The organism is Galbibacter orientalis DSM 19592, assembly GCF_000260115.1.
GTDB lineage: Bacteria > Bacteroidota > Bacteroidia > Flavobacteriales > Flavobacteriaceae > Galbibacter > Galbibacter orientalis.
On sequence record NZ_JH651379.1, the window covers coordinates 2,076,974 to 2,093,583 of the forward strand.

A 16,610-nucleotide genomic window follows, 5' to 3' on the forward strand; every position below is an offset into this window, starting at 1 on the left:
CTGCTTTACTTTTTTGTGCTAAAAGGGAATATTCATAAGCATTGAGATTTTTTAACAAGGTGTAACTAACGGCTTGCTTCAATCAATGGTGTCTTTGTATTGATAAGCGGTTTTACCATAAGCTTTTTTAAAAATTTTGTTAAGGTGACTACCATCTGTAAAATTCAGTTCATCGGCAATTTCTGAAATGCTAAGGTTACTGAACTTTAACCTGGTTTTAATAAGTTCAATCTTATAAGCATTGATGTAGCTTTTAATTGTTTTGCCTGTTTCCCGCTTAAAATACCGGTTTAAATGATCGGGCGATTTATTAAAATTGTCAGCTAATGATTTAAGTTTAATAAGATCCTTTTCATAAATATTTTGTTGTATATAGGTAATGATTTCATATATCTTGTTTTTTGGATCCTTTAGTTTAGAATGTGCGATAATGTTTTCTTGAATATTTCTAGCCACAAGATGAAGTAGTAAAAAAACGATGTTTTGTGCTATAATAAACCTGTATTGTCGATTATTGTCTTCCTCATTTAGCAACTGATCGATCAGTGCCCGGTAAATCATTTTATCGTTCTCCGTAATAATATTCCCCTGTATATTGTGGTGGTTATGGAAAACATATTCCAGTTCTTTAAAGAACCTGCTCAAATCCGCTTTCCCAGTTTTCTTCTTGGGATTTTCGCTAAAAAAGCTTTCCGTAAAATCTATGATACAGAAGGTAGTTGTTTCGGCAACGGCAAAGTTATGTATATCTTCAGGAGTCAACAAAAACAGGTCTCCCTTTGAAAAATCATAGTGGTTTTTGTTGATCGTATGCTTGCCTTTTCCTTTTAATACATATATCAACTCAAAATAATTATGACTATGCGACCGTGATGTATTGGAACTAATGGTCTTGGTGAAAATTTTTACATCGGTATAAATATGGGCGGAATTCATTTCGCTAAGGTACTCAAAAAAGTCGTTTTTTTACCTAAATAATTTTACTTTGTTGCCATATATTTGTACGACACGGTCAATTTATATTCAAACAAGGGGTTATGGAAGCTACGCTCAGTACTAAAAAAGGTTTTTCGTTCGGTTTATGGGAAAGTCACGGGTCGGCAATCGTTACTTCGTTTTGCCTTCTATTTATCATTCTGGCCTATTTGGCGAGGATAAATGACCATTTCTTTCTTGAAATTACCCTATTTCTGTTTGCATATCTTATTGGAGGGTATCAAAAAGCACTAGAAGGTCTCCATACGCTGTTCAAGGAAAAGGATTTAGATGTCGATCTGCTAATGGTGATCGCCGCAATTGGTGCTGCCGCAATAGGGTATTGGATGGACGGGGCCATTTTGATTTTTATTTTTTCGTTGAGCGGCACTTTGGAAGGATATACGATGGAACGGACCAATAAGGATATTCGCTCCATTCTGGACCTCCGTCCGGAAAAGGCGGTTTTACTAAGAAATGCCAAACAAGTACCGATCAAAGCAGAAGAATTAAAGAAAGATGACACTATTTTGGTCAAGCCCGGGGAGCGTATCGCAGCTGACGGTATTATTTCCCAAGGATATTCTGCAATATATCAAGCTACCATAACCGGAGAATCGGTTCCCGTGGACAAAACTGTTGATGATGAAGTTTTTGCAGGTACGGTAAACGGTTACGGCGCCATAGAGGTCAAGGTAACCAAGCTGGCGGGAGAAACGATGCTCTCCAAAATTATTCATTTAGTGCAGGAAGCTACAAAGGAAAAACCGCCCAACCAGCTTTTCGTTGAAAAATTTGAGGGTATATATGCAAAAATCGTTGTATTAACGGCCATAGTCCTAATGATTGCCCCTCCTTTTTTGATAGGTTGGTCGTGGAAGGAAACCATTTACAGGGCTATGATTTTCTTAGTTGTGGCTTCCCCCTGCGCGTTGGTATCCTCTATTATGCCGGCTATATTGTCGGCAATATCGAACGCTTCCAAGGAAAGGGTTTTGTTCAAAGGGGGTGCGCACCTTGAAAATATCGCAGGGGTTAAGGCAGTAATTTTCGACAAAACAGGAACCCTTACTTACGGCCAACCCGTTGTGCAGGAGATCATTTCATATGAAGGTACTCCTGAAATGGAATTATTGAAAATAACGGCTTCCATAGAGGCTTTATCCGAACATCCCATCGCAAGGTCAATAGTTCAATATGCCATAAATAATGATCTTGAACTGGAGCACTCCACAAACTTACGGTCTCTTCAAGGTTTGGGGGTTGAAGGCTCATTGAATGGAATAAATTATAAAGTGGGCAAAAAGGATATGTTAGATAACATAGCCCTGACCAAAGAACAGGAAAATTTGGCGCTCAAATTTGAACAGCAGGGAAGGACGATCATATTTGTTTCCAACGAACAAAGCCTTATAGGAATGATTTCAATTTTTGACCAAGTAAGGCTCGAAGCTAGAAGTGTGATCAAACAGTTAAAAAATATGAATATTCGTGTAGCGCTTTTAACGGGTGATAACGAGGTAACGGCTAAAAAAATTGGGGAAAACGCAGGGATAGAAGAAATTTATTCTGGTCTTTTACCGGAAGACAAGGTTGAATTTATAAAAAAAATGACCACTAAATATGGGAAGGTGGCAATGGTTGGGGATGGAATAAATGACGCACCTGCCCTGGCCGCTGCATCCGTAGGTATCGCTATGGGCGCAGCAGGCACGGATATAGCAATAGAAGCTGCCGATGTCGTTTTAATGGCCGACAATATCGAAAAAATACCATTTGCCATTTCCTTGGGCAAAAGGACCAACAGGATCATCAAACAGAACGTGGCCTTTGCCATTGGCGTAGCGCTTACCCTTATTGTCTTAAATTTTATAGGAGGAATTATAAATTTACCAGAAGGTGTCGTTGGGCACGAAGGAAGCACCGTGTTGGTTATACTTAGCGGTTTGAGGTTACTGCGATAACTAAAAAAAACAGTAATACTATTTAAGATTTTCGATGATGACGCTTAATAGGTCTCAAAATATGATACCTTTGTTTATATTTAGTCTAAATAATAATTAGTTATTTAATATTATCCCAATGCGATTACAACTTCATTCAATCCCGTCATACTTCCTATATATTTTTATATTTTTCTCGTCTCTTCAGGTTTCTGCCAAAGAAAAGGATACTAATATTCAAAGTGTAATCCACCTTTTGGATTATCTTTCAAAAGATTATCCAATGGCGGTAAGGGATGGTGAGATACTGGATAATGCGGAGTATGCCGAAATGCAGGAGTTTAGCGACAAAATTTTCAACTTAGCACAAAAAATAAAATTACCATCCGAATCAGGGCAATCTATCCTTTCTGACTTAAATGATTTAAAAACCCTTGTTCGGAATAAAGCTTCCAGTAAAAAAATCAAGGATGTAGCGGAAAAAGCAAAATGGGCGATCATTAAAGCGACCGGTTATGAAGTTGCGCCCATAAATTGGCCGGACAATGCAAATGGCAAAAGTCTATATATGCAGAACTGCGTTCAATGCCACGGACCAAAAGGCGGAGGAAACGGAACTTTAGCCGCCGGCTTAAAACCTGCACCTGCAAATTTTTTAAATGATTCATTAATGGCAGGCCTGTCCCCATTTGAAGCCTATAATACAGTCAAACTGGGCGTGGAAGGAACAGCTATGCGGTCGTTTACAGAACTAACCGATAAAGAAGCTTGGGATTTGGCCTTTTATGTCAAATCATTACGGTTTCAAAAACAAAAAATAGATTCTGTATCCTTGAAAAAAATATTCGATGAAGAATATGGCAATACCACTCTAAAATATGTCGCTACCCTATCCGATAATGAATTAATAAACAAACTCGGCCCGGATATACAGGGTCAAAAAAAGTTGAAGGCGTTAAGGATTTTTTCCCCTTCGGGAAAACTATCGCAATCCAGTTTGACTGTTGCGAGAGATTACCTTCATCAAGCATTGTTAAACTATAAAAATGGCAAGAAAGACGAAGCCCGTCAAAAAGCCTTGGCTGCCTATTTAGAGGGTATTGAACCCGTAGAAGTAAGGCTAAAAGCCAATGACCCTGCATTTACTTCCCAATTGGAGCAAAAAATGATGGATGTTAGGCAGGTCATTGAACAAGGCAAAAATTCAAGTGAGGTCGAAAATAAAATAAATAATGCTCTCTCAACAATAGACAGCGCCGAAAAAATGATGAAAGATGAAAAGCTCAACTATTGGCTTTCTTTCTTTTTGGCAGCATCTATAATGCTTCGGGAGGGACTGGAAGCCTTTTTGATCATTGCGCTTATCTTGGCGCTAATACGGAGTACACCAAAGGCTAAAAAAGCCCTGCCCTATATACACGGCGGATGGATAACCGCTATTTTAATGGGGGTGGCAGGATGGTTTCTTTCAGATTGGATTATTGGCATAAGTGGACAGAATAGGGAGATAATGGAAGGGATTATTTCCCTGATAGCGGTAATCGTACTTGCCTTTGTCGGTTTTTGGCTTCACAACCATTCCCATTCCAAAAAATGGAAGGAGTTTATTGAAAAAAAGGTCGGGGCACAATTGAAGGGTGAAAGAATGATCGGGCTGGCATTCTTTTCATTTATGGTGGTTTTCCGCGAAGCTTTTGAATCGATTCTTTTTCTACAGGCTATTGGTTTGGAAACCGAATCCGGTGATCAATCATCTATCGGGTTTGGAGTGTTGGCGGCTTTTGCATTGATAGGTCTGCTCGCATTCCTTTTTCTGAAATATTCAAAAAAAATTCCGGTAAGGCAACTTTTTAGATATTCTTCTTGGGTAATTACCCTTCTGGCTATAATTCTAATAGGTAAAGGTATTCACGCCATTCAAGAGGCTGGTTGGCTTTCTGTAACAGGTTTCCCTGTTTCTCTTAAAATAGATTGGTTGGGGATATATCCTACCACAGAGACTTTAATATCACAAGTGGTCTTGTTAGGGTTTCTATTGCTATTATATTATTTGAGCAGTCATAGAAATAGGGTTGTTCAAGTCAAATAAGGAGGTGCGTAGAGTTGGTTTCCTCAATTATTTTTGAAAATTAAATACAAACTGAGAACATTTCAAAAGTTTTAAATCAAAACACTTAGACTATTTTTATTGTTAAAAAAATTAAAAAAATGTTAATAAGAACCGAAACTCTTAAATTTTCGTAAATTTGCTAAAGTGAAAAAAATCTTCAATAAAATACTATCTGTTTTAATGGCATCTATAGTGCTGTTTACTACAATGTCGTTCGCGGTAGATATGCATTATTGTGGAGATTCTCTGGTTGATTTTTCTTTATTTCATAATGTTAAGACCTGTGGAATGGAGAATCAACAACCCCAAAAAAGCTGTGAAAAAGGTTTCTCTGAAAAACCTTGCTGTTCTGATACGCAAATAACGATTGATGGTCATAATGAATTAAAATCATCATTCAATAATCTAACTTTTGAGCAACAAGCTTTCGTTGTCACTTTCTTCTATACTTACATTAATCTTTTTGAGGGCTTGGATGAGAACATCATCCCTTTTAAAGATTATACGCCGCCCTATCTCATACGGGATGTGCAAGAATTAAACGAGACTTATTTAATTTGATTTTAAAACAGTTCCCGATGATTATCGGGAAAATTAGCCCTATGGTTTCTACCATTTTGGGCTCATTTTGTTGTGTTTAATTTTCTGATACGATCAGGATTTTATTCAATGTATAACTGTTTAATTATCAATACCTATGTTAAATAAGGGTATAAAATTCCTCATAGAAAATAAACTTATCGCTGTACTTATGCTCACGATTTTTGTGGGCTGGGGCATCGTTAATGCCCCATTTAATTGGGACACCGGTTTTCTTCCCACAGATCCAGTTGCGGTAGATGCAATCCCTGATATTGGGGAAAACCAGCAAATCGTATTCACTAAATGGGAAGGCCGTTCCCCACAGGATATTGAAGATCAGATAAGTTATCCGCTTACCACCGCGTTATTGGGTATTCCGGGGGTAAAGACCATCCGTAGTTCTTCAATGTTCGGATTTTCCAGCATCTATATTATTTTTGATGAAGATGTTGAATTTTATTGGAGCCGAAGCCGCATTCTTGAAAAATTGAATTCCCTGCCCAATGGTCTTTTGCCTGATGGCGTAAACCCAAGTTTGGGTCCAGATGCGACCGGATTGGGTCAGATTTACTGGTACACTTTGGAAGGCCGTGATAAAGACGGAAATGTAACCGGGGGATGGGATTTACAGGAACTGCGCAGTATTCAGGATTATTACGTGAAATACGCCCTTTCTTCCGCTAGCGGGGTTTCTGAAGTAGCTTCTATTGGTGGTTTTCAAAAGGAATATCAAATAGATGTAGACCCCGAAAAAATGCGGCAGTACAACATCGGTCTAGGAGATGTTGTAACCGCAATAAAAGAGAGCAACAAGGATATTGGTGCACAAACCCTTGAAATAAACCAAGCTGAATATCTGGTGCGCGGTTTGGGCTATGTGAAATCGGTAGGGGATATTGAAAATGCAGTTGTTACTTCCGAAGATTATACTTCGATACGGGTCAAAGATATTGCCCACGTGCATTTAGGCCCTGCCCCACGTCGTGGGATTTTGGACAAGGAAGGCGCCGAAGTGGTAGGTGGTGTTGTAGTGGCCCGAAACGGGGCAAACCCGATGGAGGTCATCAACAACGTAAAGGGCAAAATAAAAGAACTGAGTTCGGGATTGCCGACCAAGAAATTGAAAGATGGCCGGACTTCCCAATTGACCATCGTTCCTTTTTACGATCGAACAGAGCTTATTAACCAAACATTAGGTACGCTCGATGAAGCACTGACCCTTGAAATATTGATAACGATTCTGGTGATCATCGTGATGGTCTTCAATTTAAGGGCGTCTTTACTTATTTCAGGATTACTTCCAGTCGCGGTGTTGATGGTGTTCATTGCGATGAAATTTTTTAATGTGGATGCCAATATCGTGGCTCTATCGGGAATTGCCATTGCCATTGGGACAATGGTGGATGTGGGGGTAATCCTCTGTGAAAATATTATCAGGTATTTAGACGAAGAAGATAAACGGGTTCAACAAGGGGAAATCAGACAGCCCATCAACACGCTTGTCTATAATGCTACTGCGGAAGTTTCAGGGGCAATTATCACTGCGGTACTGACCACAATCATCAGTTTTATTCCCGTATTTACGATGATAGGTGCGGAAGGAAAGTTGTTCCGCCCATTGGCTTTTACCAAAACAATGGCATTAACAGCATCTCTTATTGTTGCTTTATTCCTTATTCCGCCATTTGCCGCATTCCTGTTCCGAAGAAAAAGCATCCGAAAAACGACCGCGCATATCATCAACGTAGTATTGATCTTTTTGGGGATCACCGTGATAGTTTTTGGATATTGGTTGGGCCTTATTTTGATTGCCTTCGGAATTGTGGGTCTTTTAAAAGATGAAAAAATTGCATCAAGGGTTTCGGACAGACTGTGGCTTTCTGAAAAGCGTGCGAACATCGTCAATATGATTATTTCCGCAATCGCCATCATATTTCTTTTGGCAGAATACTGGCGACCCTTGGGCTTTGACCGAAGCATTATGATCAACCTTCTTTTTGTGGGGATTATCTGTTTTGGTCTTTTGGGTGCATTCTGGGTACTTAAACATTATTATTCCAGCATTTTGAAATGGGCTTTGCGCAATAAAGTGTTATTTCTTTGCATCCCTACCACCGTTTTCGTCTTGGGCGTTTTAATAATGACAAATATTGGCAAGGAATTTATGCCCTCGCTCAACGAAGGTTCATTCTTGCTAATGCCCACATCGCTGCCACACGCCGGTGTAGCGGAAAACAAGCGGGTATTACAGCAACTGGATATGGCCGTGGCAGGAATACCCGAGATTAAGACCGTAGTGGGAAAATCGGGACGGACGGAATCGGCGCTCGATCCCGCTCCCTTGTCGATGTATGAAAATATCATCCAGTATAAATCGGAATATATGGAGGATTCCGATGGAAGTCCACAACGCTATAAAGTGAACGAAGATGGGTTTTTTATACTGAAAGATGGCGGTTTGGTGACCAATCCTAACAATGAGGTTACCAATTCGGAAAACTACAAAAATGCTAAAATTGAAGATCCGCTCCTTATTAACACAGGAAACCTTATACCGGATGAAGACGGGGAATTCTACCGAAACTGGCGTCCAAAAATACAATCCCCCGATGACATCTGGAACGAGATCATAAAGGTCACCAAACTTCCCGGGGTCACTTCCGCTCCTAAATTGCAACCTATCGAGACCCGTTTGGTAATGTTACAGACTGGGATGAGGGCACCAATGGGTATAAAGGTCAAAGGTCAGGATCTGAAACAGATTGAAGCCTTCGGTTTAAAATTGGAAGATATTTTAAAACAGGCGAAAGGTGTAAAAAAGGAAGCTGTTTTTGCGGACCGTATAGTCGGTAAGCCCTATCTGTTGATCGATATAAAAAGGGAACGGCTTGCCCGTTACGGCATTTCCATTGAAGATGTACAACAGGTTCTTCAAGTTGCCGTGGGTGGGATGCCTTTAACGCAAACCGTTGAAGGCCGTGAACGTTATGGCGTTCGAGTGCGGTATCCAAGGGAACTTCGCGGAAACGCTAATGAAATAAAAGATATTTATGTACCCGTGGAAAAAGGCAACCCGGTGCCCCTTGGGGAATTGGTGGACATCCGTTACGAAAAAGGGCCTCAGGTCATTAAAAGTGAAGATACATTCTTGGTTGGTTATGTCCTCTTTGATAAACTCGATGGCTTTGCAGAAACCAATGTAGTGGAAAATGCCCAGGCACTTATCCAACAGAAAATCGATACCGGTGAACTTACCGTCCCAAAAGGGATCAATTACAAATTTACGGGAACTTATGAAAACCAGATACGAGCCGAAAAAACCTTATCGATAGTCGTTCCGCTTGCACTCATCATTATCTTTTTAATCCTTTATTTTCAGTTCCGTTCAGTATCGACTTCTTTAATGGTTTTTACTGGGATTGCGGTCGCTTTCGCGGGTGGATTTATAATGATCTGGCTGTATGGGCAGGACTGGTTCTTCAATTTCAACTTCTTTGGGGAGAACCTCCGGGATCTTTTCAATATGAAAACCATCAATTTAAGTGTGGCCGTCTGGGTGGGCTTTATCGCTTTGTTTGGTATTGCCACCGATGATGGGGTGGTTATGGCGACTTACCTCACCCAGACATTTGATAAAAATGACCCAATGGACAAAGCGGCCATTAGGGAATCTGCTTTGTTTGCGGCCCAAAAACGTATCCGCCCCTGCTTGATGACCACGGCAACCACCATACTTGCTCTGTTGCCCGTTTTGACCTCCACCGGCCGGGGAAGTGATATTATGATCCCAATGGCGATACCAAGTTTTGGTGGGATGATCATTGACGTCACCTCCTATTTTATTGTACCCGTATTATTTAGTTGGAAAAAGGAAGCTGCACTTTCGCGGAAGAAGAAAGCACTAAAAAACAAATCAGGGAATACCAAAAATATTTCGAGATGATAAAAAAAAGAAAATACAAAATAATTTTGGTACTTGTTTTTTGCTTGTATGCAGGTTTTGCCGAAGCACAACAACTGCAATCCTACATTCAGGAAGCCGAATCCAACAATCCGGATATCCAAGCGTATGAATTGCGGTATAATATTGCAGAAGAAAAAGTGAACGAGGTAAACTCGCTGCCCAATACCGAATTTGGGGCGGGCTATTTTGTGAGCGAGCCGGAAACCCGTACCGGGGCGCAGCGGTCTCGTTTTTCGGTCAAGCAGATGCTGCCTTGGTTCGGTACAATAACCGCAAGGGAAAATTACGCATCTTCAATGGCCGATGCAGAATACGTGGAGATTGCCATTGCGAAAAGAAAATTGGCACTTTCTGTTTCACAATCCTACTATCAGCTGTATGCCATTACCGCCAAACAGCAGGTTTTGGAAGAAAACATCCAGTTGCTCAAAACATACGAGCGGTTGGCACTTACATCGGTAGAAGTTGGTAAGGCTTCTGCCGTAGATGTACTTCGGTTGCAGATCAGGCAAAATGAACTGGAAAAGGAAAAGGATATTTTGATGGAAGATTTTCTTGCCGAAAAAGTCCAGTTCAACAACCTGCTAAACAAGGCAGAGAAAGCTCCAATATCGGTAGTTGATACGATGATCGTTCCTTTGGAAAAAGCTGATTTTTCTTCCGAAGACTTAAAACTTCATCCAGAGATTTTAAAGTACGACAAGTTATTTGAATCGATAGCACAGTCAGAAGCACTCAATCAAAAAGAGAGTCTGCCCAACATAGGTGTGGGACTGGATTATATACCCGTTGCCGAACGCCCAGCGATGAATTTCAGCGACAACGGAAAAGATATATTAATGCCAATGGTGTCTGTATCCATTCCCATATTCAACAACAAATACAGCTCACTTACCAAACAAAACAAGTTGAGGCAGCAAGAGATAACGGCTCAAAAACAAGACCGTTTAAACAAATTGAAGACCCTTTTTGCCCAGGCGATCCAAAACCAGAATTCAGCAAGGATAAGCTACGACACCCAATTAGAAAACTTGAAACAAGCAAATGATGCCGAAGATATCCTGATCAAGAACTATGAAACGGGAACGATAGATTTTAACGATGTGCTTGATATTCAGGAACTGCAATTGAAATTTCAGATGAACCAAATCGAGTCGGTTAAAATGTATTATGTGCAATCGGCCATTATTAATTATTTAACCAACTAAGAATGGAAACAACACTCTACATAAAAAATATGGTCTGCGACCGGTGCATCAAGGTTTTAAAGAATGAGCTGGCCGATGAAAACATTAAAGTATTGGGTATAAAACTGGGAGAAATAACGGCAGACATTCAAATAAGTAAGGAGAAAAAGATAATACGAAAAGTCGTGGAATCAAACGGGTTTTATATTATCGATGGCGAAAATTTTAAATTGGTCGAACAGACAAAATTAATATTGATCAACCTCCTGAAAAACTTGCCATTAGCTGGAAATGAGAAGCTTTCAGAAATACTTTCAAATGAGATGTACCACGAATATTCAAAAATAAGCAAGATTTTTTCTTACAATGAAAAGATCACCATTGAAAAATATTTCATCAAACTGAAGATTGAAAAAGCCAAGGAGCTTATACACTACAAGGAACTCAACTTTACGGAAATAAGTCAACTGTTAAATTACAGTAACCTCACACATTTGAGCAATCAATTTAAAACTGAAACAGGGATGAGCCTCACAGAATATAAAACTATGGAAAAGAATTTTAGGAGTTCATTAGACCAAATTATATAAGTATAAACCAAAATTATTAAACAACAATTTTAAAGTAAACAATATTTTTATTAAAAATCAATTCAATGAAAAAATTAGTATTGACATTTTTGGCAATGTTTGCGCTTATTGATTTGCAGGCTCAGACCGCCAACGGTTCAGAGGAAAATGTGGATAATTGGCCTGTTCACGAATATAACCTCACTATCGATTATGAAACGGTAAACTTTACAGGGAAAGATGTAAAAGCAATGACCGTAAATGGCGGGATTCCGGGTCCTAATCTGGTATTTACAGAGGGTGAATTTGCGGTTATAAACGTAACCAATAATATGGACGAGGAAACATCGGTCCATTGGCACGGAATGATATTGCCGAATTTCTATGATGGCGTACCCTATCTTTCCACTCCCCCCATACGGTCCGGTGAAACGTTTCAATACAAATTTGCCATCAAGCAGACCGGTACATATTGGTATCACTCCCACACGGGCTTGCAGGAACAGCGCGGTGTTTATGGTTCCATCCAGATCAACCCAAAAGAAAAAACCTTGGATTATGACAAAGATTTGGTTCTTGTACTTTCTGACTGGATGGACGAAGACCCATCTTCCCAGCTTAAAAACCTAAAACGGGGCAATGAATGGTATCTGATCAAAAAAGGACAGATCCAAAGTTGGGATAAGATCATAAAGAAAAAAGCAGTCGGCGCCAAGTTAAAAATGATTTGGCAACGGATGCCCGATTTTGCCATTTCCGATAATTTCTATGAAAACTTTTTTATAAACGGAGTTACTAAACAGGAATATCCAGATTTCAAACCCGGTGAAAAGATACGCTTGCGGTTTGTAAATGCTTCGGCAGCTTCTTACTTCTGGTTGACTTTTGGCGGCCAAGACCCGATGTTGGTTTCGGCAGACGGTAAGGACGTTGTACCCGTAAAGCATAATAAAACTCTTATCGCGGTAGCCGAGACTTATGATTTTATTGTTACCGTGCCCCAAAGTGGTAAGTTGGAAATTAGAGCAATGGCACAAGACGGCTCTGGTTTTGCAACTGCATATTTAGGTCAAGGCCCTGTGCTAAAGGCTCCGGTCGTCCCCAAACCTGATCTTATTGAAAATATGAAACGGATGATGGCTATGGATATGAAAATGGGTGCACCGGCTTCAAAATTTAACCCTTCAAAAAATGATTCCATTAAATATATGAAGAAGTACAGTATGGATATGGGTGGAATGAAGATGGGCAATATGAAGGATGGCGATGACAAGATGAAAATGAATGCAATGTCTATGAAGGATGAGAGTATGGATATGAAAGACAAAATGAAAAAGGATTCAACCAAGATGTCTCAAATGGATCATTCCAAAATGGAGATGAAAAAGGAAGGAATGAAAATGGATAGCAGCAAGGATATGGACGAGATGAAAATGGGCTACGTTGTCCCAGCTGACAAGGTTATTGGTGATAATATGAAGACTGGTGGAAACCCGCAGTTCAATTATGATTATTTAAAATCGCCCGTAAAAACCACTTTTGAAGGCGATAAACCCGTCAAGGAAATGCTTTTTAACCTGACCGGGAATATGAACAGATACGTATGGAGTATCAACGGTGTGCCACTTTCAGAGACCGATAAGATCAAGATCAAACAAGGGGAAGTCGTTCGTATTACGCTAAATAACCTGACGATGATGCACCACCCTATGCACCTGCACGGACACTTTTTTAGGGTGCTGAACAAAAATGGTGAGTATTCTCCATTAAAGCATACGGTGGATGTTGCGCCTATGCAGAAAGTGGTCATTGAATTTGATGCCAACGAAACGGGTGATTGGTTCTTTCATTGCCACATTTTATATCACCTTAATGCTGGTATGGCTCGTGTTTTTAGCTATGATGGCCCACGCGACAAACGCCTTAAAGGTTATCCCCTTACCAAACTGACCAATGAAGCCGACCATATGTTTACCTGGGGCGAATTGACCGCCGCAAGCCATATGACCGAACTCTATGCCACAGCGACCAATATCAGGAACCAGTTCACCTTTAGGGGCGAATATGGTTGGAACAAAAATATGGAAATCGAGGCGACCTATGAGCGTTATCTTAACGATTATTTTCGGGTCTTTGGTGGTGTGAATGTTGAAAACGAGCTCGATGATAGTTTGGATAAGATCAATACCACGGCCATAGGGGGAATCCGGTATTTAATGCCGCTGCTTATCAATGCCGATCTTAGGATAGACAGTGAGCTACGGCCACAGATCAGCTTTTCCAAAGCGACGATGATCTTCCCCCACGTCCTGCTTTATGGGGAATATGAATATCAAGCTGATTTTGGATGGGTCAATGATTTTGAACCCGGTAGGGATTATGAGAAAGAAACCACTTGGCAGGTGGGCCTTGAATATATTTTGGGAAGGAACTTTTCCTTAATGGGAAGTTATGATAACCGCTTCGGTGTTGGAGGGGGGCTTTCCGCGAGATTTTAAAAAGCAATGTTATGATGTACGAGTGGGACTGGTTGATTTTAATAGGCGTGATAATACTTGGTGTTTTTATCTATTCCGGGAGAAAAAATAAAAAGCTGAAAAAGCGGAAAGATGCCCTGAAAATACTGGATGAACGGTACGCCAAAGGCGAAATTACCAAGGAAGAGTATGTAGAACATAAAGAAACGATAAAACAAAAATAAAAAAGGATGAGGGTAGCAACCGCTCAATTTTAACAATTAACTCAAATATTAATTAAAACCAGAAACTATGAAAAATTCAAAATTGATTGAAGCATTGAACAACTGTGTTGCTCATTGTAATTATTGTGCAGATGCTTGTCTGGGCGAAGATGACATCAAAATGATGGTAGATTGCATAAAAACTGACAGAGCTTGTGCAGAAGTATGTAGTGCAACGGCAAAACTACTTGCCGCAAATTATTCAGATGCCCAGGAAATGGTGGAATACTGCCATAAAACCTGTAAAAAATGTGCTGATGAATGTGCAAACCACGATGCCCAGCATTGTAAGGATTGTGCAGAAGCGTGTAAAAAATGCGCAGAGGCCTGTGAAGCTTATTTAAGCTATTAATAATTAGTAATCTTCCCCTATTTAAAGGGGGAAGATTAATCAAAAATCCAATCTGGAATAGACCCTAAAATATGGGTATGACAGAAATTAAATTTTTAAACAACAATTAAAATTAAATCAAGATGAAAAAAATAAGAATGACAGTAGGTATTTTGACAATGGCATTGGTTTCGCTAATTACAATGTCCTGTAAGGATGGAAAAAAAGAAGGGGCTACAGAACCAATGTCCAATGAGATGCATCAAGAAGATGCAGCATCTGAAATGATGGCAGATAATTCAAGTAAAGAAGGTTCATCTGCAATTTTAGATAATTACCTGAAAATCAAAAATGCTTTGGTTGCAGATAACCAAGAAGATGCCGCTAAGGCCGGTGGGATGTTATTTGCAGATTTTAAAAAATTTGACAAAAGTAGTTATTCCTCTGATGAGCAGCAGGAATTGACAGATATAATTGAAGATGCTAAAGAAAGTGCGGAACATATCTCAGACAGTCCTATTGAACATCAAAGGGAGCACTTCGATATTTTGAGCAAAGATGTTATTGATATGATCGCCATAACGGGAACTGATCAAAAATTATATCAGGATTTTTGTCCGATGTACAACGATAATAAAGGGGCTCAATGGTTGAGCACCACTGAAGAAATTAAAAACCCATATATGGGCAGCAAAATGCCGGGATGTGGAAAAGTACAGAAAGAGATCAAGTAATTGAAGGTCTTTAAAACCATAGCGTGGATTTTATTGATTGCTTTTGTGGGGATTCAATTTTTCCCCACAGACCGCAATCAAAACGAAGCCGTGTATGTTTCCGATTTTATGAGGGTCAATAATGTCCCTCCTGTGATTCAAAATAAGATAGAGGTATCTTGTTATGATTGCCATAGCAATAACACCAAATATCCCTGGTACAATAGAATACAACCGGCTGCTTGGTTTCTCGAAGATCACATTAAAGAAGGCAAAGACGAATTGAACTTTAACGAATGGGACGATTATTCAGACCGAAGAAAAAACAGCAAACTACGTTCGATTATCAGTCAGATTGAAGATGATGAAATGCCGTTAGATTCCTATACCTTAATTCATAGGGATGCGAAATTTTCAGAATCGGAGAAAAAGGAAATTATAAAATATATGACCAAACTTAAAAATAATCTATAACATCTAAAATTTAAGTGGTTATTGAAAAATAAAGTAAATAAAGTTATACCCGAAAAAAGGAAAGAAATTTTTTCATTGATTGGTTAGTTAGAACTTTCCTTTTTAGGGTATAGTGATAAAGTCCTGTAAGGGAAGGGTATTCTTAATTTGGTTAGTTTAAAAAACCCCTTCCCTTGACAGGCACAAAAAGAAAGCCGATGAAAGATTGTTGCAAAACAGGAAATGAAAAAGAACAAAAGAAAGGTGGCTTTAGAAAGTGGTTCAACTATATCATTTATGGAATTATAGCCATTATAATTATGGGGGCATTGTGGCTCCAATTAACTGGAAACTAATTTAAAAACCATAGAAATGAAAACTAAACAACTATTTTTTACCGTATTGGTGTTGGTCTTTTTTGGAAACTTTTCAAACGCCTTTGCGGCAAATAATTCACTTACAGATAGTGGCGCAACTGAAATCTCAAATGAGAAATCTGTTGCAGCCTTTGAAAAAAGTGGTTCTGTACCAAATTTACAAACCGATCCTAAAGCCGATTTAGATGAATTTCCAAACCTGCACCCCTTGGTTGTTCATTTCCCCATAGCACTATTGCTATTGGCTGTTGTATTGCAATTGATACAACTTTTTACAATGAACCGGACGATGGATTGGGTTGTCCTGCTAACAGTAGGAGCAGGATTTATAGGGGCTTATGTCGCTGGAACATTTGTACATCCACACACCGAAGGACTTACAGAAGCTGCAAAAAAGGTATTGGAACAGCACGACAAATATGCTATGTGGACAATGTGGTCCAGTGCTGCCGCCGCTGTTTTAAAACTGGGAAGTCTTTTCCTTTTAAAGCAAAGAAGATGGTTTGAGGTTTTAGTGTTTTTGGTGCTTGCCTTTTCAGGGTATTCTGTTGGCTGGGCAGGACATTATGGTTCCCAACTGGTTTATATTGAAGGTGTAGGTCCTCAAGGAAAGTATTTGGGAAATGAATCTGAAGAAGGTCACGGTGGACATTCACATTAACCCTT

General features: G+C 39.6%; 14 protein-coding genes. 13 read left to right on the plus strand and 1 reads right to left on the minus strand.

Annotation, left to right across the window (positions count from 1 at the left end; all coding sequences use genetic code 11):
- Positions 1 to 78: 78 nt before the first annotated feature.
- Positions 79 to 936 (minus strand): helix-turn-helix domain-containing protein, encoded by an 858-nt coding sequence (locus JOOMADRAFT_RS09135; protein ID WP_008612730.1) that lies wholly within the window; start codon positions 934 to 936, stop codon positions 79 to 81.
- A 101-nt stretch (positions 937 to 1,037) separates the two neighbouring features.
- On the opposite strand from JOOMADRAFT_RS09135, the gene JOOMADRAFT_RS09140 reads away from it, so the two are divergent.
- From JOOMADRAFT_RS09140 to JOOMADRAFT_RS09195, 13 genes are all read left to right on the plus strand, one after another.
- Positions 1,038 to 2,939, plus strand: a complete 1,902-nt coding sequence (locus JOOMADRAFT_RS09140; RefSeq protein ID WP_008612731.1) for a heavy metal translocating P-type ATPase — start codon at positions 1,038 to 1,040, stop codon at positions 2,937 to 2,939.
- Between the two features lie 118 nt (positions 2,940 to 3,057).
- Entirely contained in the window at positions 3,058 to 5,007 is a 1,950-nt protein-coding gene (locus tag JOOMADRAFT_RS09145) for an FTR1 family protein (protein WP_008612732.1), read from the plus strand.
- A 165-nt stretch (positions 5,008 to 5,172) separates the two neighbouring features.
- Positions 5,173 to 5,589, plus strand: a complete 417-nt coding sequence (locus JOOMADRAFT_RS09150) for an HYC_CC_PP family protein (RefSeq protein ID WP_040879644.1) — start codon at positions 5,173 to 5,175, stop codon at positions 5,587 to 5,589.
- A 136-nt stretch (positions 5,590 to 5,725) separates the two neighbouring features.
- On the plus strand, positions 5,726 to 9,553 hold the full coding sequence (locus tag JOOMADRAFT_RS09155; RefSeq protein WP_008612734.1) for an efflux RND transporter permease subunit: 3,828 nt from the start codon (positions 5,726 to 5,728) through the stop codon (positions 9,551 to 9,553).
- Positions 9,550 to 10,782, plus strand: a complete 1,233-nt coding sequence (locus JOOMADRAFT_RS09160) for a TolC family protein (RefSeq protein WP_008612735.1) — start codon at positions 9,550 to 9,552, stop codon at positions 10,780 to 10,782. The genes JOOMADRAFT_RS09155 and JOOMADRAFT_RS09160 overlap by 4 nt, the downstream gene beginning before the upstream one ends.
- Before the next feature lie 2 nt (positions 10,783 to 10,784).
- Positions 10,785 to 11,351 (plus strand): helix-turn-helix domain-containing protein, encoded by a 567-nt coding sequence (locus tag JOOMADRAFT_RS09165; RefSeq protein WP_008612736.1) that lies wholly within the window; start codon positions 10,785 to 10,787, stop codon positions 11,349 to 11,351.
- A gap of 65 nt (positions 11,352 to 11,416) precedes the next feature.
- The gene (locus JOOMADRAFT_RS09170; RefSeq protein WP_008612737.1) at positions 11,417 to 13,828 is read left to right on the plus strand and encodes a multicopper oxidase domain-containing protein; all 2,412 of its coding nucleotides are present in this window, start codon (positions 11,417 to 11,419) and stop codon (positions 13,826 to 13,828) included.
- Positions 13,829 to 13,839: 11 nt separating this feature from the next.
- The gene (locus JOOMADRAFT_RS09175; protein WP_008612739.1) at positions 13,840 to 14,031 is read left to right on the plus strand and encodes an SHOCT domain-containing protein; all 192 of its coding nucleotides are present in this window, start codon (positions 13,840 to 13,842) and stop codon (positions 14,029 to 14,031) included.
- A gap of 67 nt (positions 14,032 to 14,098) precedes the next feature.
- Complete coding sequence (locus JOOMADRAFT_RS09180; RefSeq protein WP_008612740.1) at positions 14,099 to 14,422, plus strand: four-helix bundle copper-binding protein; 324 nt, start codon at positions 14,099 to 14,101, stop codon at positions 14,420 to 14,422.
- 122 nt (positions 14,423 to 14,544) lie between these two features.
- Positions 14,545 to 15,135, plus strand: coding sequence for a DUF3347 domain-containing protein (locus tag JOOMADRAFT_RS09185; RefSeq protein ID WP_008612743.1), 591 nt, complete (start codon positions 14,545 to 14,547; stop codon positions 15,133 to 15,135).
- The gene (locus JOOMADRAFT_RS09190; RefSeq protein WP_008612744.1) at positions 15,136 to 15,588 is read left to right on the plus strand and encodes a heme-binding domain-containing protein; all 453 of its coding nucleotides are present in this window, start codon (positions 15,136 to 15,138) and stop codon (positions 15,586 to 15,588) included.
- A 197-nt stretch (positions 15,589 to 15,785) separates the two neighbouring features.
- On the plus strand, positions 15,786 to 15,923 hold the full coding sequence (locus JOOMADRAFT_RS20305) for a hypothetical protein (RefSeq protein WP_008612746.1): 138 nt from the start codon (positions 15,786 to 15,788) through the stop codon (positions 15,921 to 15,923).
- Between the two features lie 16 nt (positions 15,924 to 15,939).
- The gene (locus tag JOOMADRAFT_RS09195) at positions 15,940 to 16,605 is read left to right on the plus strand and encodes a DUF2231 domain-containing protein (RefSeq protein ID WP_008612747.1); all 666 of its coding nucleotides are present in this window, start codon (positions 15,940 to 15,942) and stop codon (positions 16,603 to 16,605) included.
- The last annotated feature ends 5 nt before the right edge of the window (positions 16,606 to 16,610 follow it).